This window comes from Micromonospora sagamiensis (genome assembly GCF_014680085.1).
In the GTDB taxonomy this organism is placed as follows: domain Bacteria; phylum Actinomycetota; class Actinomycetes; order Mycobacteriales; family Micromonosporaceae; genus Micromonospora; species Micromonospora inyonensis.
In genome coordinates, this window is sequence record NZ_AP023438.1 from 3,925,223 (window position 1) to 3,942,882 (window position 17,660).

Here is a 17,660-nt window from a genome sequence, read left to right on the forward strand (position 1 = left end):
ACGATGGATTTCAGCGTGCTGCGCCGATGGTGGCCGGTCCTGGCCGTGGCCGTGCTGCTCGCCGTCGTCGCGGTTGCCGCCGCGCACTCCGCGCTCGGTGCGACCAGAATCCCACCCGCTGCGGAGAACGTCCCGTTCATTCCGGAGTACCCGGAGGCACAGCCCTCCCCGTCGTTCCCGGTCGAGCCCCGGGAGGCGGCCCGCGAGACCGCCGCGCGCATCCCCGGCTGGGTCACCACCGCCGCGGTCGTGCTGCTGGGGGTGACCGCCCTGCTCGCCCTCGGCTACGCGCTCTGGACGGTGGTACGCGGTGCCCTGCGCCGGACCAACCGGCGCGGACTGCCCGCCGCGCGACCCCGCCGGTCAGCCGAGGGGACCGCCCGGGACGTGGTCGCCGCGCTCGACGCCGGCCTGATCGAGCTGGACGACCGGTCCACCGACCCGCGCACCGTCGTGATCGCCTGCTGGGTGCGGCTGGAGGAGGCCGCCGCGACCGCCGGCGTGTCCCGGCGGGCCGGTGACACCCCGACCGACCTGGTCACCCGCTTGTTGCGCGGGGACACCGACAGCGGTGTCCCGGCGATCGTCAGCGCCGATGTGCTGGCCGAGTTCGCGCAGGTCTACCGGTCCGCCCGGTACGACACCCGCACCGTGGACGACCGGATGCGCGACCAGGCCCGTGCGGCGCTGCGCCGGATCCGGGCCGAGCTGACCGTCTTCGCCGACGAGGTGCCGACGTGAGCGAGTCGGCCCCGCGCGGCGGCGCGAGCATCGACGACCTGCTCCGGTTCGAGGAGGAACCGGTCGGCCGGCCGGAGCGACGCCGGGGCGGCTGGCTGCGCTGGCTGCTACGGACGGTGGTGGTCACCGGCGCGGCCACGGCGGTGCTGGTCGCCGTGCTCCGCGCGATCGGCTTCACCGTCTCGTTGCCGGTGCTGGTGGCCGGGGTGCTCGCCCTCCTCGGCGTCCGGACGGTCACCGGCCGGCTCGCCCCGCCGCCGTCGCACCGCCGGGGCGCGCCGGTGCCCGGTGACGACGCCCCACCTCCCGCCGGGGACGCGCTGCGCGCCGCCGTGGACGGCTGGGCGCTGCCCCTGGAGTGGGCCACCAGTCAACCGGAGCGGTTCACCCGGGTCGTCCTGCCCCGGATCACCGAGCTGGCCGACGAACGACTGCGGCAACGGCACGGCGTGACCCGCGACGCCGATCCGGCCCGTGCCCGTGCCCTGCTGGGCGAGCGGCTCTGGATCTTCCTCGCCGCACCCGGCCGCCGCCCCCCGTCGCCGCGCGATCTCGCGGCGATCGTCGCCGAACTGGAGAAGATCTGAGATGAACGACGTGGACCGGAACGTCACGCCCGCCGAGGCCGGCCGGCTGGCCCGCGCGGTGCTCGACGCGGTGGGCTCGGTCGTGGTCGGCAAGCGCGACGCGTTGGAGCTGGTCCTCGCCGGAATCCTGGCCGGTGGGCACGTGCTGCTGGAGGACCTGCCGGGGCTGGGCAAGACGCTCACCGCGCGCTCCTTCGCCCAGGCCCTCGGCCTGGACTTCCGTCGGTTGCAGTTCACCCCCGACCTGCTGCCCGCCGACGTCACCGGGTCCTTCCTCTACGACCAGCGCAGCGGCGACTTCACCTTCCGGGCCGGTCCGCTCTTCACCAACCTGCTTCTCGCCGACGAGATCAACCGGACCCCGCCGAAGACCCAGTCCGCGCTGCTGGAGGCGATGCAGGAGAAGCAGGTCTCGGTGGAGGGCGTCACCTACCGGTTGGACGAGCCGTTCCACGTGCTCGCCACCGCCAACCCGATCGAGTACGAGGGCACGTACCCCCTGCCCGAGGCGCAGCTCGACCGGTTCCTGCTCCGGGTCTCCTTCGGCTACCCGGAGCGCGAGGAGGAGTGGGAGGTGCTGCGCCGGCGGATGGCCCGCCGCCGCGAGGAGGCGGAGATCAAGCCGGTCGTCGACGCGACGACGCTGCGTGCCATGCAGGCCGCCCTGGAGGACGTGGCGGTCGAGGACTCCGTCGGCCGGTACATCGTCGAGCTGACCGCGGCCACCCGCGACCACCCGTCCGTGCTGGTCGGTGCGTCGCCGCGCGGATCGCTGGCGCTGCTGCTGCTGGCCCGGGCCCGGGCCGCGTTCGGCGGCCGTGACTACGTCGTGCCGGAGGACGTCAAGGACGTCGCGGTGCCGGCCCTCGCACACCGGATCACGCTCCGCCCGGAGATGTGGCTGCGCCGCGTCGACCCGTCGTTCGTCGTGGGCGAGGTCCTCGACGCCACCCCGGCGCCGGCCAGTGGCGCGCTGCCCAGCTACGCCGCCGGTCGGGGCGGACGTTGACCGGTACGCCCGCCGGGTCGCCCCCGGATCCGCAGACCCCGTCCGCCTGGGTGCCGACACCGGCGCTCGGCCGGGCGGTGCTGCTCACCGGCCTGCTGCTGGTTGCCGGAGTGGTGCTCGGCCGGGTCGACCTGGTGGTGCTGGCCGCCCCGTTCGCGCTCGGCACCGCGTACGCGCTGCGCCGCCGGCCGGCCGCCCCGCCGCAGGTCTGGCCGCAGGCGGCCGAGGGGCACCTCGTCGAGGGCGGTGACCTCACCGCGACGGTGACGGTGGGCAACCCCGACCGGGTCGGCTACGACCTGGCGGTGGTCCGGACCCGGGTGTCGCCGTGGCTGCGCGTCGAGCGGTCCGGGTTCGACGCGGAGGCCCCGCACCAGGGGCCCGCCGACCGACCCTTCGCCACCTTCGTCCCGGCTGGTGAGGCGGTCGACCTGACGCTGGCCGGCACCGCGCTGCGCTGGGGGCGGCACCCGGTCGGCCCGGCCGGCGCCCGGGCCGCCACCGCCGACGGGCTGCTGGTCTCCCGGGTGGTCGTGGCCGAACCGGCCCGGCTGACGGTGTACCCGAAGACCGAGCCGTTCGAGGCGGTCGAGGCGATGCCCCGGGCCGCCGGACTGGTCGGCGCGCACCACTCCCGCCGCCCCGGCGAGGGCGGCGAGCTGGCCGGGGTGCGCGTCTTCACCCCCGGTGACCGGCTCCGCCGGATCGACTGGCGGGTCTCGTTACGGGCGAAGCAGCTGCACGTCGCGGCGACCCTCTCCGACCGGGACGCCGAGGTGGTGCTCCTGCTCGACGTGCTCGCCGAGGCGGGGCGCTCCGGCGGCATCAACGGCACCGCCTCGGTGCTGGACACCACGGTCCGGGCCGCCGCCGCGATCGGCGAGCACTACCTGCACCGGGGCGACCGGGTGGCGATGCTGGAGTTCGGCCCGACCGCGCGACGGCTGCGTCCCGCCACCGGCCGTCGGCAGTACCTCACCGTGCTGGAGTGGCTGCTCGACGTACGCGCCGAGTCCTGGCCGGACGAGGCGGACGACCAGGTCTTCGGCCCGCAGTTGCTCTCCTCGGACGCGCTCGTGGTGGTGCTCACCCCGCTGTTGCAGGAGCGGTCCGCGCAGATGCTCGCCCAGCTCGCCCGCTCCGGTCGATTCGTGGTGGCGGTGGACACCCTCCCCGCCGACCTGCCCCCGCCGGGCGGCCGGCGGGACTGGGCCGAGGTGGCGTTCCGGCTCTGGCGACTGGACCGGGACGTGATGGTCGAGCAGTTGCGCGAGCACGGCGTACCGGTGGTGCGCTGGGCCGGTGCCGGCAGCCTGGACCAGGTGCTCCGGGACGTGGCCCGCCTCGCCACCGCCCCCCGGGCAGGCAACCGGTGAGCGCGAGGAATGTAGCGCCAGCGGAGTCCCGCAGTCGCGAACGGAAGGCGGCTCCGGTGAGCGCGGTGGGACAGGTCGTCGACCGGGTGCGGGCGGCACGGCACGCGGCCCGCCGGGCCACCCTGCTGCCGTTCCTGGTCCGGGTAGGCGTGTTCCTCACCGTGCTGGTCGGCTTCACGGTGGCGTTCCCGGTCGACGTCTGGTTCGGCGACGCCCTGCCGGCGCTGCTGGTGACCGCGCTGCTGCCCGCGCTCGGGCCACGGCGGTTCTGGCCGACGTTCGCCGCCCTGGTCACCGTCGCCGGCTGGCTCTACGGCACGTTCGACCAGGGGGAACCGATCGCGCTGTGGCGACTGCTGCTGCTGACCGCCCTGCTCTACCTGGGGCACAACCTCTGCGCGCTGGCCGCACTGCTGCCGTACGACGCCGTGGTGGACCCGGCGCTGGTGGCTCGCTGGCTGACCCGTACCGCCGGGGTGGTCCTCGTCGCCGGGGTCGCCGGAGTGCTGCTGCTGACCGTCGCCGGGGTCGGCGGGGACCGGGGGATGCTGCCGGTGACGATCGGCGGACTCGGCGTCGCGGTCGTGGTGACGGCGTTGCTGGGGTGGCTGCTGCGCCGCCGGTGACACCGGCGGGAGCGCGATGGTCACGCAGGTCACAGGGGGTGCTCCGTCACAGAGAAGGGCCGCGAACGGGATTACTCCGGTCGGTCGGGGAAAGATGGAAGACGTGAACCCGAAGCGGATCCTTGTGGTAGGCGCCGGGCACGTCGGGCTGTACGCGGCCCTGCGCCTGGCGAAGAAGCTGAGCTCCCGTGAGGCCGAGGTCATCGTCGTCGACCCGCAGCCGCACATGACCTACCAGCCCTTCCTTCCGGAAGCGGCGGCCGGCAACATCTCCCCGCGGCACAGTGTCGTGCCGCTGCGGCGGGAGTTGCGTAAGTGCACCATCGTCGCGGGCGCGGTGACCCGGATCGAGCACTCCCGCAGGACCGCGACGATCCAACCGATCACCGGTCCGGTCCGGGAGATCCGGTACGACCACGTGATCGTCGCCCCCGGGTCGGTCTCCCGGACCCTGCCGATTCCCGGCCTGCACGAGCACGGGATCGGCTTCAAGACCATCGGCGAGGCCATCTACCTGCGCAACCACGTCCTCGACCGGTTGGACGTGGCCGCGGCCACCACCGACCCGGACGTGCGCCGTCGCGCGCTGACCTTCGTCTTCGTCGGCGGTGGGTACGCCGGCATCGAGGCGCTGGCCGAGATGGAGGACATGGCCCGGGACGCGCTGAAGTACTACCCGGAGCTGACCCCGGCGGACATGCGCTGGGTGCTGGTCGAGGCGACCCAGCGGGTGCTGCCCGAGGTCGACCGGGACATGGGCGCGTACACGGTCCAGCAGCTGCTCAAGCGGAACATGGACATCCGGCTGGACACCCGCCTGGAGTCCTGCGTCGACGGGGTGGTCACGCTCTCCGACGGCGACAGCTTCCCCTCCGACACCATCGTCTGGACCGCCGGCGTGAAGCCGTCGCCGCTGCTGGACGCCACCGACCTTCCCCGCGACGAGCGGCGGCGGGTCACCTGTCTGCCCACCCTCCAGGTGGTCGACTCCGACCGGGTCGTCGAGGGCGCCTGGTCGGCCGGTGACTGCGCGGCGGTGCCCGACCTGACCGGCCCGCCCGGGACGTACTGCTCGCCGAGCGCGCAGCACGCGGTGCGGCAGGCCACCCGGATGGCCGACAACATCGCTGCGGTGATCCGGGGTCGGGAACCGGTCAACTACCGGCACAAGCACGCGGGCAGCGTGGCCAGCCTCGGCCTGTACAAGGGCGTCGCCCAGGTGTACGGCATCAAGATGACCGGCTGGCCGGCGTGGTTCATGCACCGGACGTACCACATGAGCCGCATCCCCTCGCTGAACCGCAAGGTGCGCGTGGTGGTCGACTGGACGCTGGCGTTCTTCCTCCGTCGGGAGGTCGTCGCGCTCGGCCAGCTGCACGAACCGCGCGAGGAGTTCGTCGAGGCGTCCCAGCCGGTGGGCAGCCCGCGCGCCTGAGGTGGCGTGGTAGGAGGGCTGCCACCACCCAACGACGGCGGGACGTCGATCAGAAGCGCCAGGTCCAGGCGTCGGCGACCCGGGTCGCCGGGCCGTAGAGCTGCTCCAGCGTGCCGCGCAGGCTCTCGGCGTGCCGCTCGTCGGCGGCGAGCACCAGGCAGGACGCGTTCCAGAAGGCGATGTCCCGGGCCGCCTGCCGGCGCTGCCCCTCGCTGACCACCGGCTGCTCGCCGTGCCGGGCCACCTCCGCCAGCAGCGCCGACGTGGGCCGCTTGTACGTGCCCATCGCCGCCGTGCCGTCCCGTCCGTACGGGCCGATGAAAAACCCCTCGGGCAGGGCGAACTCCGCGTCCGCCGCCACCGCCCAGCGCATCGGCCAGGGCTCCTTCGGGGTGGGCGCGGGCACCGGCACCAGCACCCCGCCGGGGCGTACGCAGTCACGCCAGTGCCCGGCGGTGATGAACTCCGGCACCGGCGGCCGGTCCTCGGTGGCCAGCGGGGTCGGTGCCGCCGGCAGCAGCGCCGCCACCACGGCGGCCGGGACGACCACGCGCCAGCGACCCCCGGCGTGCCACGCCCGGTCGACGGCGAGCACCAACACGGTGGCCAGCAGCGGGAGCACCGCCAGCGCGAAGCGCATCGGCAGCGCGCCGTCCACCACCGGCACGTCGAGCAGGAACCGGTACGGTCCCGGAACACCGGTCCGCTCCCCGTCGACCACCACGTCCGGCCCGAGCGACAGAGCGCCCATGACCAGCGTGCCGACCACGCAGGCGACCGCCAGCGGCTGCCGACGCAGCCAGACCGCGCAGGCCGCGCCGACCAGCAGCAGCGGCCAGCCCAGGAAGGTGTTGTACTCGGCGGGACCGGTGGTGAGCCGGGCCGCCGAGTCGTCGCCGGCGACCGAGAGCGGCGAGAACGTCCACCAGCTCGTCAGGTCGGCCGAGAAGTAGTACGGGCTGAACATGCCGTCGGCCACGCCCTGCGGCCCGGCGAACTGGAACCACAGCGGGTAGGCGAGCGCGACCAGGGCGACTCCGGTGGCGAGCAGCATCCCCGCGGCGAAACCCGGGAACGTACGCCGGGCGAGTCGCCGGTCGGCGGCGGCGTAGGCGACGGTCATCACCGCCAGGGTCAGCGCGGCGAGGAACAGCACCTCCTCGCCGACGAAGACCTGCGTGACCACCACGACGGCCAGCCCCAGGGCGGAGACGACCAGCCGCTGGTCCCGCAGCATCCGGACGACCAGCCAGACGATCACCGGGACCAGCCACTGCGCGGTCATGTGCAGGTGGCTGTTGGTCTGCGACACGATGCCCGGCCCGAAGCCGCAGAGGCCGGCGCCGATCGCGGCGGCCAGCCGGCCGGCCCGCAGTACCCGGACGTAGAGCGCATACCAGGCGATCGCGGTGCCGGCCAGGTTCAGGCCGGCGAGCAGCGCGAACGTGGTCGGCGCGCCGAAGGCCAGGGTGACCGGGGCGAAGAGCACCCCGAGCGCGATGACCGAGGTGTTGGCCATCAGGTTGACCCCGTCGGGGGCGTTGAGCCGGTCGGTGAGCAGACCGAGGTCACCGAGGAGCGCACGGGAGTCGACGGCCAGGAAGAACTCGTAGAGGGTCTGGTCCTCCGGGTTGAGCGCCAGCGTCCGGCCGGACGGGTCCGGCCAGAGCCCGTGGGTGAGCACTCCGGCGAGGACCAGGAAGCCCAGACCGACCAGCAGGTCGACCCGGTTCCGGTGGGCCGCGGCGACGAGCCGGGCCCGCCGGGAGGCGGACACCGTGTCGACGGCCGGGGTGGCGTCCCGGCCGGGCCCGGCGTCCTGGTCGGCACAGGCTGCGCTGCTCACGGCCTCGACCATAGTGCCGGGGAGGTATCGGGGTACGCCGGGTTCGGCGAGACCGGCTACCGTGACACTGCACTGCCGCGTGTCGACGCGCCGGTGGGTCACCCGCCCGGGTGGTGGAAAGGCAGACACGGCCGCCTTAAAAGCGGCTGCCGCAAGGCGTGCGGGTTCGACCCCCGCCCCGGGCACCAGACTCTCAGCTTCCCTTCAGCCTGGTGATCACCAAGAGGTCGGCCCGGCGGTTTACCCTGGACAGGCACGTTCACCGTGCATCGACCCCCTGAGGGAGGCTGAAAGTGAAGACCTCGAACCCGGTGCTCGCCCGGCTCGGCCAGGCGGCCGAGCGGGAGCGGGCGGCCGGGTACGCCCCGGCCGGGCCGTACGGTCAGCCCGGTTACCCCCAGCAGTACCCGGGTGCGGGCTACCCGGCGGCCCCCGGTTACCCGGCCGCACCGCCCACCGTGACGCCGATGTCGCTCGACGACGTCGTGGTCAAGACCGTCCTGCTCCTCGGCATCCTCGGTGCCTCCGCCGCGGCCGCCTGGGTGCTCGTGCCCGACGCGCTGGTCGGTGTCGCGTGGATCGGGGCCGCCGTCGTCGGCCTTGTGCTCGGCATGATCATCTCCTTCTCCCGGATGGCCAACCCGGCGCTCGTCGTCACGTACGCGGTCGTCGAGGGCGTGTTCGTCGGCATGGTGAGCAAGGCCTTCGAGTCGCTCTACGACGGCATCGTGCTCCAGGCCACCACCGCCACCTTCGGCGTGTTCTTCCTGATGGCCATGCTCTACAAGGCGCGCGTCATCCGGGCCACCCCGAAGTTCGTGCGCGGCATGATCGCGGTGATGGTCGGCCTCTTCGCGGTGATGCTGGTCAACCTGGTGCTGGCGCTGTTCGGCATCGAGACCGGCCTGCGGGACGGCAGCCCGCTGGCCATCGGCTTCAGCCTGGTCTGCATCGTGGTGGCCTCGCTCAGCTTCGTGCTGAGCTTCCACGAGGTCGAGGAGGGCATCCGGATGGGGCTGCCCCAGCGCTACTCCTGGGTGGCCGCCTTCGGCATCCTGGTCAGCCTGGTCTGGCTCTACATCGAGATCCTGCGCCTGCTGAGCTACTTCCAGGGCGACGACTGAGCAGTCAGTCAACAGTCGATCGACCGGTGCGCCCGTCCCCGACTCCGGGGGCGGGCGCACCGTCGTCGCGGGGGCCGGGACGAGTGGATCCGGTCGCACCCGACCCGCCGGTCGCCCCGATCCGCCGCAGGACCCGGACCGACCGGCCGCAGGACCCGGACCGACCGCGTCCGTGGCCGTCGGCGCGGCCGTAGACTCCCTCCGGTGAGCAGCGCGCAGGCCGGGGCGTACCCGGTGGACCAGGCCGGTGCCCGGTGAACCCGGTGTCCGGCGACCCGGGCCCGAACACCGAGCTGGAGCAGGCGGTGGAGCTGCTGGTCCGGCAGGTCGGGCACTGGCAGCCGCCCCGGTGGTCGGCGCTGACCACCGACGGCAACGTCTCCCGTGCCGACCTGGTGCACAAGCTCGTGCAGGAGGTCGCCAACCTGGCCGCCGACGCCGAGGGCCAGCCGCGACGCACCGTGCCCCGGCTGGACAACGACCTCGCCCTGCCCGACCAGCTCCGGGTGGTCGCCGCCGACCTGGTCGCCGCGACCCCCGCGCCCGAGGCGCTGGCCTGGGCCGCCGCCGAGGTGACGGCGACCCGGACCGCACTCTGAGGCGACCGCTCAGCGCCTGCGTGTCGACGTCAGGAGAGGCGTTCGAGGACCATCGCCATGCCCTGGCCGCCGCCGACGCACATGGTCTCCAGGCCGATCGACTTGTCGTGCCAGTCGAGGGCGTTGAGCAGGGTGCCGGTGATCCGGGCCCCGGTCATGCCGAACGGGTGCCCGACGGCGATCGCGCCGCCCATCACGTTCAGCTTCTCCAGGGGGATGTCCAGCTGCCGGTACGAGGGGATCACCTGGGCGGCGAACGCCTCGTTGATCTCCACCAGGTCGACGTCGTCGATGGTCATGCCGGCCCGCTTCAGCGCCTGCCGGCTCGCTTCGACCGGGCCGAGCCCCATGATCTCCGGGGAGAGCGCGGTGACGCCGGTGGAGACGATCCGGGCCAGCGGGGTGATGCCCAGGTCCCGGGCCCGCTGGGCGCTCATGATCACCACTGCGGCGGCCCCGTCGTTGAGCGGGCAGCAGTTGCCGGCGGTGATCCGGCCGTCCGGGCGGAACACCGGCTTCAACCCGGACACGCCCTCCAGGGTCACCCCGGGACGGGGCCCGTCGTCGGTGCTGACCACCGTGCCGTCCGGGGTGGTGACCGGGGTGATCTCCCGGGCCCAGAAGCCGTCGGCGATCGCCTTCTCGGCGAGGTTCTGGCTGCGGACGCCGAAGGAGTCCATGTCGGCGCGGGTCACGTCGTACGCCTGGGCCAGGTTCTCCGCGGTCTGCCCCATGGCGAGGTAGATGTCGGGCAGCTCACCGGCCTCGCGCGGGTCGGACCAGACCTCCGCGCCGCCGGCCGCCCGCCGGACCGAACGCTCCTGGGCCGCCGCGAAGCGCGGGTTCTCCCAGCCCCCGCCGACCAGCGCCTGCGCCTCCGGCGGCAGGGCGTCGGAGTTGCCCCGGGCGTACCGGGAGACGCACTCGACCCCGGCGGAGACGAACACGTCCCCCTCGCCGGCCCGGATCGCGTGCATCGCCATCCGGGTGGTCTGGAGGGAGGAGGCGCAGTACCGGGTGAGGGTCGCGCCGGGCAGGGTGTCCAGCCCGAGCAGGGTGGCGACCACGCGGGCCATGTTGAAGCCCTGCTCACCGCCGGGCAGGCCGCAACCCAGGTAGAGGTCGTCGATCTCGCGTGCGTCGAGCTGCGGGACCTTGTCCAGCGCGGCCCGGACGATGGTCGCCGCGAGGTCGTCCGAGCGGACATCGCGGAGGGAACCCTTGTGCGCCCGGCCGATGGGGGAGCGGGCGGTGGCGACGATGACGGCGTCGCGGGACGACTCAGTCGGCATGAGCCAACGTTAACCCGTCGGTAACTTGCGGTGGAATGTGGCGCACGTCGCACCACGGACTCGGCACCCGTCGAGACCGTACGCCGGGCTCAGCGGGACGAGGCGACGGCCGCGGCGGCGGCCACCGCCGGGAGCAGCGCGTGCGCCCAGACCCGGTACCCGTCGGCGGAGGGGTGGTACCCGTCGTGGCAGAGCGTGCCGGCGTCGGCCCGGAAGACCGCCCCGGTCTCGGCGGCGAGATCCACCACCGTGCCGCCGGCCTCCAGCACCGCCACGGTCTGCGCCCGCGCGGTGCGCCGCCCGGACCAGCCGATCACCTGGCGCAGCGGCGGGGCGACGGCCCGGACCGCGCCGAGGTCGGGGCAGGTGCCGACCACGACCTCCACCCCGGCGTCGCACAGTCGGCGAACCGCGCCGCCCAGGTACGCCGCCGCGTCGGACGGCCGGCGCAGGGTCGTCGCGTCGTTCGCCCCGATCAGGATCACCGCCACGTCCGGGCGGGCCCCGAGCAGAGCCCGGGCCACCTGGGTGGCCAGGTCGGTGGAGCGGGATCCGGAGACCCCGACGCTGGAGAGGTGCACCCGTCGGCCGGCCGGCCCCTCGGCGAGCAGGTGGGCCAACTGGCCGCCGACCGTCTCGTCGAACTCCTGCACGCCGACACCGAGGGCGGCCGAGTCACCGAGCAGGACCAGCCGCAGCGGGGGTGCGTCCGTCGAACCGACCGTCGCCCGTAGGGCGAGACCGAGTTCCGGCTCGGCGTACCGGCGGGTGCGGGCGACGAAGGCCTCCCCGGCCAGGACGGCCGCGCCGCCCACTGTGCCGGCCAGCAGGGAGAGGGCCGCGACCCGGCCCATGCGGGCCGCCCGTTCGGTGCGGGTGTTCCGCTCGTTCATGATCGTCCCTCCACTGCTGTCTCCGTGCCCCCGGCCGGTCGGACCGCGTCGCCTGTCTCGGGGCTCTGCGCCGGTCGGACCACGCCGTCCGCCCGTGGTGTGCCGGACGGCGGGACCGCGTCGGCGGCGGGGTGCGGCACCGGCTCACCCGCGTGGGCGGGAAGCGCGCCAACCGCGACGAAGGCCCGCCGCCGCAGTTGCGCCCAGCGCCCGGCGGGGCCCCGGTCGCGCCCGCTGACCTGGGTGCCGCTGACCTCGGTGCCCGGGTTCCGGACGGCCTCCTGCGCCGCCTGCGGCAGCGACCGTACACCCTCGCCCCGGGTCAGTGCCGGCCGGCGGTCCTGGCCCGCGCCGAGCGCCGAGAGGACCGTCGGCAGCAGCGCCGACGCGGCGACCGCGTACCCCTCGGCGGACGGATGGAACCGGTCCCACGCGAACATCCGGCCCGGCTCCGCCGCGAACCGGGGGCCGAGCAGGTCACCGAGGGAGACCGTCCAGCCACCGGCCTCGACCACCGCGACCGTCTGGGCGGCGGCGAGCTGCCGACCCCAGCGCCGGGCCAACCAGCGCAGCGGCGGCTGGATCGGCTGGATCGTGCCGAGGTCGGGGCAGGTGCCGACGACCACCTCCGCGCCGGCCGCGCGCAGGTCGCGGACCGCGTCGGTGAGATAGCGCACCGCGACGGCCGGCGGGGTGCGGTTGGTGACGTCGTTGCCGCCGACCAGGATGACCGCGAGGTCCGGCTGCTTCTCGAGGGCGGCCTCGACCTGGTGTTTCAGCCCCGCCGAGAGACTGCCGACGACAGCGAACCGGTGCAACCGCACCGGCCGGTGCAGCCGACGGGACAGGCCGGTGGCGAGCAGCGCGCCGAGGGTCTCCCGGCGCCGGTGCACGCCGTAGCCGGCGGCGGAGGAGTCGCCGAGGATCACCATGGTGAGCGGCGGGCCGGGGAGCTTGGGGCCGTAGACGCCGTCGCAGCGGGGTGGCGGCGCCTCGGCCATCGGGATCGTCCGGCGGGCCTGCTTCGCCTGGCCGAGGAGGATGCCGGTGGTGGTGGCGAAGGCCGCCGCCGTGGCACCCGCGCCGATCGCCGTGTAGCGGACGACCTGCCGGGCGCGTCGCCAGCGCGTACCGGTGGGTACGACGGATCCAGCCACCTCCTCCATGAGCCGACAGTACCGCGCGGGAGCGACACGTCGCTGTCCCCGCGATGGCGCTCCGGTGCCTGGCAGCGGGACATTCTGGGTACGTCATCCATCGACCGCCGGCCGTCCGGGCCGGTCGTCGCGGCGGCGGTTGCGCCGGCCCGGCACGCTGGTCGAGGAGAGAGGGGCACTGACATGGCGAGGACGTTGAAGCGGAGCGCGGCGTTCGCCGCGCTGGCCCGGGCGCTGATGGCGGGGGCGCGGGGTGGCCCGTCCCTGGGTGCCCGGCTGGCGGCGCTGCCCCGGATGATCAAGGCCACCGCGCGTGGCGAGTACGACGGCGGCCTCCGGCTGGCGCTGATGACGGCGGCGGCGGCGTACGTCGTCTCCCCGGTCGACCTGGTACCGGAGATGTTCCTGGCCGTCCTCGGCCTGGTCGACGACGCGGTGATGGTCACCTGGCTGGCCGGCAGCGTGCTGGCCGAGACGGAGCGGTTCCTGGAGTGGGAGGCCCGCCGCGCGTCCGTGGTCCCTGGGAGTGTCCTGTCCTGACGCCACGTACCCTGGGCGTCGACCAACCGTCGCCCGGCGCCGCTGCCGGCACCGGAGGAGAAGGGCACAACGAGGTGCAGTACTACGACAACGTCGTCGAGCTGATCGGCAACACTCCGCTGGTGAAGCTCCGCAACGTCACCGCCGGCATCCAGGCCACCGTGTTGGCGAAGGTGGAGTACCTCAACCCCGGCGGGTCGGTGAAGGACCGGATCGCGATGCGGATGGTGGAGGATGCCGAGGCCGCCGGGATCCTGAAGCCGGGTGGCACCATCGTCGAGCCGACCAGCGGCAACACCGGCGTCGGGCTGGCCCTCGTGGCGCAGCTCAAGGGCTACCGGTGCGTCTTCGTCTGCCCGGACAAGGTCAGCCAGGACAAGCAGGACGTGCTGCGGGCGTACGGGGCCGAGGTGGTGGTCTGCCCGACGGCGGTCGCCCCGGAGGACCCCCGCTCCTACTACAACGTCTCCGACCGGCTGGCCCGGGAGATCCCCGGCGCGTGGAAGCCCAACCAGTACAGCAACCCGGCCAACCCGCGTTCGCACTACGAGACCACCGGCCCGGAGCTGTGGAAGCAGACCGGCGGCGGGCTGACCCACTTCGTGGCCGGCGTCGGCACCGGCGGCACCATCTCCGGTATCGGGCGCTACCTGAAGGAGGCGTCCGAGGGGCGGGTGAAGGTGATCGGCGCGGACCCGGAGGGCTCGGTCTACTCCGGCGGCACCGGCCGGCCGTACCTGGTCGAGGGGGTCGGTGAGGACTTCTGGCCGGAGACGTACGACAAGTCCGTCGCCGACCAGATCATCGAGGTCTCCGACAAGGCGTCCTTCGAGATGACCCGGCGGCTGGCCCGGGAGGAGGGGCTGCTGGTCGGCGGCTCCTGCGGTATGGCCGTGGTGGCCGCCCTGGAGGTGGCCCGCGACGCCGGCCCGGACGACGTGGTCGTGGTGCTCCTGCCGGACAGCGGCAAGGGTTACCTGTCGAAGATCTTCAACGACGCCTGGATGGCCCGGTACGGCTTCCTGACGGCCAGCGGTGACGAGCCGACGGTCGCCGACGCGCTCGCCGCCAAGCCGAGCAGGCTCCCCGAGCTGGTGCACGTGCACCCCACCGAGACGGTCCGGGACGCGATCGACTACATGCGCGAGTACGGCGTCTCCCAGCTGCCGGTGCTCAAGGCCGAGCCGCCGGTGGTGACCGGCGAGGTGGCCGGTTCGATCGCCGAGAAGGACCTGCTCGACGCGCTCTTCACCGGCCAGGCCCACCTGCACGACACCATCGAGCGGCACATGGGTGAGCCGCTGCCGATGGTCGGCGGCGGGCAGCCGGTCAGCGAGGCGGTGGCCCTGCTGGAGAAGTCCGACGCCGCGCTGGTGCTGATCGACGGCAAGCCCAAGGGCGTGCTCACCCGGCAGGACCTGCTGGCCCACCTCGGCGCCCGCTGAGCATGGCAACCGGCCTGTCCCAGGGCAGGCCGGTTGCCACCCAGTTCAGGCCGTGCTGCGTCTCCGGGCACGAAACCGACGTTGAGACGCACGTCCAAAGCCGCTGCCAAGCGCTCTGGATGCAGACCGCTCGTGGCCCACGCTCTATGCAGGATCGGGCCGGGAGGGCTGCCCGCTACAGACGTGGAAGTGCAGATGTTCGGAGTGTTGGTATCGGCCGAGGTTGGTCGGCACTCGGCAGGCACCCTGCTCCCGCTCGACGCGGGCGGCGGCGTGACGGACCACCTCTAGAACGCGATGCAAGAGATCCTCAGTGGCACCGCCGAGGTCAATGAGAGATGGCACATGACGCTTCGGCGCCACGACGATGTGCACCGGCGCGGCATCACCAGGCGAACCCCGCGACCATCACCGGCGAGCCACTCCCCCTACACCCGCTTCGCTCCAGCGCTTGATCGGCACCCAAGGCCAGACGTGGGGGCTCACCTGCCAGGGAACCTATTGGGTTGTACAATTTCTTGTACGTCACGTTGGGAGGCATCATGCGCATCGTTCCCTACTCAGAAGTCCGGCAGAACCTGGCAAAGATGCTTGACCATGTCGTGGACGATGCCGAGGAAATCGTGGTCACCCGCTCCGGCCGTGAGGCCGCCGTCATCATCTCGCTACGTGAGTACGAGTCGCTGAAGGAGACGGCATACCTGATGGCCAGCCCCGCCAACGCGCGCCGTCTGAACGAAGCCGTCGAAGAGTTGCGCAACGGGGGTGGGGAGATGCACGACCTGATCGATCCCAACGCCGGCTCGGGCGAGGCGTCGGCAGCGTGAAGGTCCAGTTCGCCAGCCGGGGCTGGGAGGACTATCTGACCTGGCAACGGGATCGCCAGATGCTCAAGCGGGTGAACGCCCTGATCGAGGACATTCGACGCAACGGCCACCAGGGCATCGGCAAACCGGAGCAACTCCGCGGCAACTGGTCGGGATTCTGGTCGAGACGAATCGACCAGGAACACCGCCTGGTGTACCGGATCGTCGATGACACGGTGCAGATAGCGCAGTGCCGCTATCACTACGAATGAGCACGAATCAGCCGGCCCGGCCAGGGCTCACGTCACCCGAGCGCGCAAGGGACGCCTGATGCCCACCCTCACCGCCGGTCGACCTGTCGGGTGGCCCTGGTGTCGACACGCCACGGTGCCGGTACGGTTCGCGCAATGGTCCATCAGCCATCTAGAAACCGCAGGTCATTGCACTGGTGGGGCGTGAACCCGCAGCCTTGGGATTAGAAGTCCCTGCTCCGGGCTCCCACCGCACAGTCAGAGGGGGCGGGCGTAGCGGACTTGGGCGGTGACGACGGGGCCGAATCGCTCGTCGCGTTCCCGGCCGTCCGGCGCCCAGCCGCCGCGCTCGTAGAAGCGGCGGGCGTGCGCGTTGTCCCGGAGCACCCAGAGGGTGGCCCGGCTCCGCTCCCACGACCGCATCGTGCGCAGAGCGTCGCGCATCAGCGTCCGACCGGTGCCCCGGCCCTGTTCGGTGGGCTCCAGGTGGATGGCCCGGAGCATCGCCGCCTGCGGGTCGACCACGCCGTCCAGCTCGTCCGGGCCGACGTAGGTGAAGCCGACCAGCCGGCCGTCCCGCTCGGCGACGGTCATCAGGTGGTCGTCCCGCTCGTACGACCAGCGCTCCACCCAGTAGAGCCCCATTCCCTCCGGCGTCGGGGCGGCCAGCGCCTCCGGCGGCAGGAACGGGGAGTAGGCGGCGACCCGGGAACGCTGGTGCAGGCTGCCGACCGCCATCAGGTCGTCGGCGACAGCGTGGCGGAGAGTGAGCGTCACCCCGGCGAGGCTACCCGCCGGGGCGGCACCGCGACCGTCGCCAGGTCCTCGGCGATCACCAGGTCCCCGGTGAAGTGCTCGCGGGCCTCGGCGGCGAACCGGGCCGGGTCGGCGTACCGCTGGGAGAAGTGGGTGAGCACGAGCCGGCGTACCCCCGACTCGGTCGCGACCCGCGCGGCCTGGGCGGCGGTGAGGTGCCCGACCTCGGCGGCGAGCGCGGCCTCCGAGTCGAGGAAGGTCGACTCGATCACCAGCAGGTCGGCGTGCTCGGCGAGCGCGTACACCGCGTCGCAGAGCCCGGTGTCCATCACGAAGGCGAACCGCTGGCCGGGCCGGGGCACGGCGACCTCGTCGCGGTGCACGCGGCGTCCGCCGACGTCCAGGTGGCCGACGCGGATCAGCTCCCCGACGGCCGGGCCCCCGATGCCGTACGCGGCCAGCCGCTCCGGGAGCATCCGGCAGCCGTCCGGTTCGACCAGCTGGTAGCCGTACGTCTCGATCGGGTGGCGCAGCCGGCGGGCGGTCAGGGTGTGGCCACCGCGCAGCGCGATCCGCTGCCCGTCGGCGGCGACCGGCTCGCAGGCCAGCTCGGCGGTCTCGTGGAAGCTGGTGGCGTACCGGAGCCGGGCGAAGTACTCCGCGCCGCCGGCCGGGAAGTGCACCGCCACCGGGTGCGGCACCCGGTCCAGGGAGAGGCGCTGGATGATGCCGGGTAGCCCGAGACTGTGGTCGCCGTGGAAGTGGGTGACGCAGATCCGGGTCAGGTCGGTGGCGGTGACCGTGGTGTGCAGGAGCTGCCGCTGGCTCCCCTCGCCCGGGTCGAAGAGGATCACCTCGTCGTCCCAGCGCAGCACGTACCCGTTGTGGTTGCGCTGCCGCGTCGGCGTCTGGCTGGCGGTGCCGAGCACCGTCAGCTCGCGCATCGACACCGTGGGCCTCCCTGCGGACATGAAGCGACCCCCGGGGCTTCCGCGCTGGCGCGCGGACCGGCTGGACTGGGCCGGCACCCCGGGGGTCGGGTGGCTGTTGTGGTTTCGCCGCACCGCTGCCACACGGTCTCGACGATCTTGCACGCCCGCCCCGGAGGGCGGACAGTCGACTGTCAAGGACAGCGGCTAGCGGACAGCCACCTCACGAGTCCGATAACTACACAAAG

At 73.2% G+C, this 17,660-nt stretch carries 18 protein-coding genes, 1 tRNA gene and 1 pseudogene; 13 read left to right on the forward strand and 7 right to left on the reverse strand.

Annotation, left to right across the window (positions count from 1 at the left end; all coding sequences use genetic code 11):
* The first annotated feature begins 3 nt into the window (after positions 1–3).
* The 6 genes from IGA62_RS17355 (at position 4) to IGA62_RS17380 (ending at position 5,774) form a co-directional block, all read left to right on the forward strand.
* Complete coding sequence (locus tag IGA62_RS17355) at positions 4–741, forward strand: DUF4129 domain-containing protein (protein WP_145822166.1); 738 nt, start codon at positions 4–6, stop codon at positions 739–741.
* On the forward strand, positions 738–1,328 hold the full coding sequence (locus IGA62_RS17360; RefSeq protein ID WP_145819896.1) for a hypothetical protein: 591 nt from the start codon (positions 738–740) through the stop codon (positions 1,326–1,328). Before IGA62_RS17355 ends, IGA62_RS17360 begins: the two co-directional genes overlap by 4 nt.
* A gap of 1 nt (position 1,329) precedes the next feature.
* Positions 1,330–2,337, forward strand: a complete 1,008-nt coding sequence (locus IGA62_RS17365) for an AAA family ATPase (protein ID WP_145819894.1) — start codon at positions 1,330–1,332, stop codon at positions 2,335–2,337.
* Entirely contained in the window at positions 2,334–3,713 is a 1,380-nt protein-coding gene (locus tag IGA62_RS17370; protein ID WP_145819892.1) for a DUF58 domain-containing protein, read from the forward strand. The genes IGA62_RS17365 and IGA62_RS17370 overlap by 4 nt, the downstream gene beginning before the upstream one ends.
* A 65-nt stretch (positions 3,714–3,778) precedes the next feature.
* Positions 3,779–4,339: a hypothetical protein gene (locus IGA62_RS17375; protein ID WP_145822165.1), complete on the forward strand. Its 561-nt coding sequence runs from the start codon at positions 3,779–3,781 to the stop codon at positions 4,337–4,339.
* A gap of 103 nt (positions 4,340–4,442) precedes the next feature.
* Positions 4,443–5,774, forward strand: a complete 1,332-nt coding sequence (locus IGA62_RS17380; protein ID WP_145819890.1) for an NAD(P)/FAD-dependent oxidoreductase — start codon at positions 4,443–4,445, stop codon at positions 5,772–5,774.
* Positions 5,775–5,823: 49 nt separating this feature from the next.
* Here the strand turns inward: IGA62_RS17380 and IGA62_RS17385 are convergent, their stop codons facing one another.
* Positions 5,824–7,620, reverse strand: coding sequence for a hypothetical protein (locus IGA62_RS17385; RefSeq protein ID WP_232624677.1), 1,797 nt, complete (start codon positions 7,618–7,620; stop codon positions 5,824–5,826).
* A 104-nt stretch (positions 7,621–7,724) separates the two neighbouring features.
* On the opposite strand from IGA62_RS17385, the gene IGA62_RS17390 reads away from it, so the two are divergent.
* From IGA62_RS17390 to IGA62_RS17400, 3 genes are all read left to right on the forward strand, one after another.
* Positions 7,725–7,808 (forward strand) — tRNA-Leu (locus tag IGA62_RS17390).
* Positions 7,809–7,913: 105 nt separating this feature from the next.
* Positions 7,914–8,744 (forward strand): Bax inhibitor-1/YccA family protein, encoded by an 831-nt coding sequence (locus tag IGA62_RS17395; RefSeq protein WP_091457282.1) that lies wholly within the window; start codon positions 7,914–7,916, stop codon positions 8,742–8,744.
* 263 nt (positions 8,745–9,007) lie between these two features.
* Positions 9,008–9,343, forward strand: a complete 336-nt coding sequence (locus IGA62_RS17400) for a hypothetical protein (protein ID WP_232624678.1) — start codon at positions 9,008–9,010, stop codon at positions 9,341–9,343.
* A gap of 29 nt (positions 9,344–9,372) precedes the next feature.
* Here IGA62_RS17400 and IGA62_RS17405 read toward each other — a convergent pair whose 3' ends face one another.
* The 3 genes from IGA62_RS17405 to IGA62_RS17415 form a co-directional block, all read right to left on the reverse strand.
* Positions 9,373–10,635, reverse strand: coding sequence for an acetyl-CoA C-acetyltransferase (locus IGA62_RS17405; protein WP_145819886.1), 1,263 nt, complete (start codon positions 10,633–10,635; stop codon positions 9,373–9,375).
* Positions 10,636–10,724: 89 nt separating this feature from the next.
* The gene (locus tag IGA62_RS17410; RefSeq protein WP_145819884.1) at positions 10,725–11,528 is read right to left on the reverse strand and encodes an SGNH/GDSL hydrolase family protein; all 804 of its coding nucleotides are present in this window, start codon (positions 11,526–11,528) and stop codon (positions 10,725–10,727) included.
* The gene (locus tag IGA62_RS17415) at positions 11,525–12,694 is read right to left on the reverse strand and encodes an SGNH/GDSL hydrolase family protein (RefSeq protein ID WP_145819882.1); all 1,170 of its coding nucleotides are present in this window, start codon (positions 12,692–12,694) and stop codon (positions 11,525–11,527) included. The genes IGA62_RS17410 and IGA62_RS17415 overlap by 4 nt, the downstream gene beginning before the upstream one ends.
* Positions 12,695–12,868: 174 nt before the next feature.
* Between IGA62_RS17415 and IGA62_RS17420 the strand changes: the two genes are divergently transcribed.
* A complete protein-coding gene (locus IGA62_RS17420) occupies positions 12,869–13,225 on the forward strand; it encodes a YkvA family protein (RefSeq protein ID WP_145819879.1) in 357 nt (118 codons plus the stop codon).
* Positions 13,226–13,299: 74 nt separating this feature from the next.
* A complete protein-coding gene (locus IGA62_RS17425; protein ID WP_145819877.1) occupies positions 13,300–14,670 on the forward strand; it encodes a cystathionine beta-synthase in 1,371 nt (456 codons plus the stop codon).
* 144 nt (positions 14,671–14,814) lie between these two features.
* Here the strand turns inward: IGA62_RS17425 and IGA62_RS17430 are convergent.
* Positions 14,815–15,048, reverse strand: a pseudogene (locus tag IGA62_RS17430) (HIT family protein); the annotation flags it as partial.
* A gap of 164 nt (positions 15,049–15,212) precedes the next feature.
* Between IGA62_RS17430 and IGA62_RS17435 the strand changes: the two are divergent.
* Both IGA62_RS17435 and IGA62_RS17440 read left to right on the forward strand, forming a co-directional pair.
* Positions 15,213–15,497, forward strand: a complete 285-nt coding sequence (locus tag IGA62_RS17435) for a type II toxin-antitoxin system Phd/YefM family antitoxin (RefSeq protein WP_145819873.1) — start codon at positions 15,213–15,215, stop codon at positions 15,495–15,497.
* Positions 15,494–15,748, forward strand: coding sequence for a Txe/YoeB family addiction module toxin (locus IGA62_RS17440; RefSeq protein WP_145819871.1), 255 nt, complete (start codon positions 15,494–15,496; stop codon positions 15,746–15,748). The genes IGA62_RS17435 and IGA62_RS17440 overlap by 4 nt, the downstream gene beginning before the upstream one ends.
* A gap of 237 nt (positions 15,749–15,985) precedes the next feature.
* Here the strand turns inward: IGA62_RS17440 and IGA62_RS17445 are convergent, their stop codons facing one another.
* A complete protein-coding gene (locus tag IGA62_RS17445; protein WP_145819869.1) occupies positions 15,986–16,504 on the reverse strand; it encodes a GNAT family N-acetyltransferase in 519 nt (172 codons plus the stop codon).
* A complete protein-coding gene (locus IGA62_RS17450) occupies positions 16,501–17,433 on the reverse strand; it encodes a ribonuclease Z (protein ID WP_145822163.1) in 933 nt (310 codons plus the stop codon). The genes IGA62_RS17445 and IGA62_RS17450 overlap by 4 nt, the downstream gene beginning before the upstream one ends.
* Between the last annotated feature and the right edge of the window lie 227 nt (positions 17,434–17,660).

Bases quoted from the DNA above. Each gene is read 5' to 3' on its own strand.
- IGA62_RS17355 (WP_145822166.1), top strand. From the start codon at position 4: ATGGATTTCAGCGTGCTGCGCCGATGGTGGCCGGTCCTGGCCGTGGCC.
- IGA62_RS17365 (WP_145819894.1), top strand. From the start codon at position 1,330: ATGAACGACGTGGACCGGAACGTCACGCCCGCCGAGGCCGGCCGGCTG.
- IGA62_RS17405 (WP_145819886.1), bottom strand. From the start codon at position 10,635: ATGCCGACTGAGTCGTCCCGCGACGCCGTCATCGTCGCCACCGCCCGC.
- IGA62_RS17410 (WP_145819884.1), bottom strand. From the start codon at position 11,528: ATGAACGAGCGGAACACCCGCACCGAACGGGCGGCCCGCATGGGCCGG.
- IGA62_RS17415 (WP_145819882.1), bottom strand. From the start codon at position 12,694: ATGGAGGAGGTGGCTGGATCCGTCGTACCCACCGGTACGCGCTGGCGA.
- IGA62_RS17420 (WP_145819879.1), top strand. From the start codon at position 12,869: ATGGCGAGGACGTTGAAGCGGAGCGCGGCGTTCGCCGCGCTGGCCCGG.
- IGA62_RS17435 (WP_145819873.1), top strand. From the start codon at position 15,213: ATGCGCATCGTTCCCTACTCAGAAGTCCGGCAGAACCTGGCAAAGATG.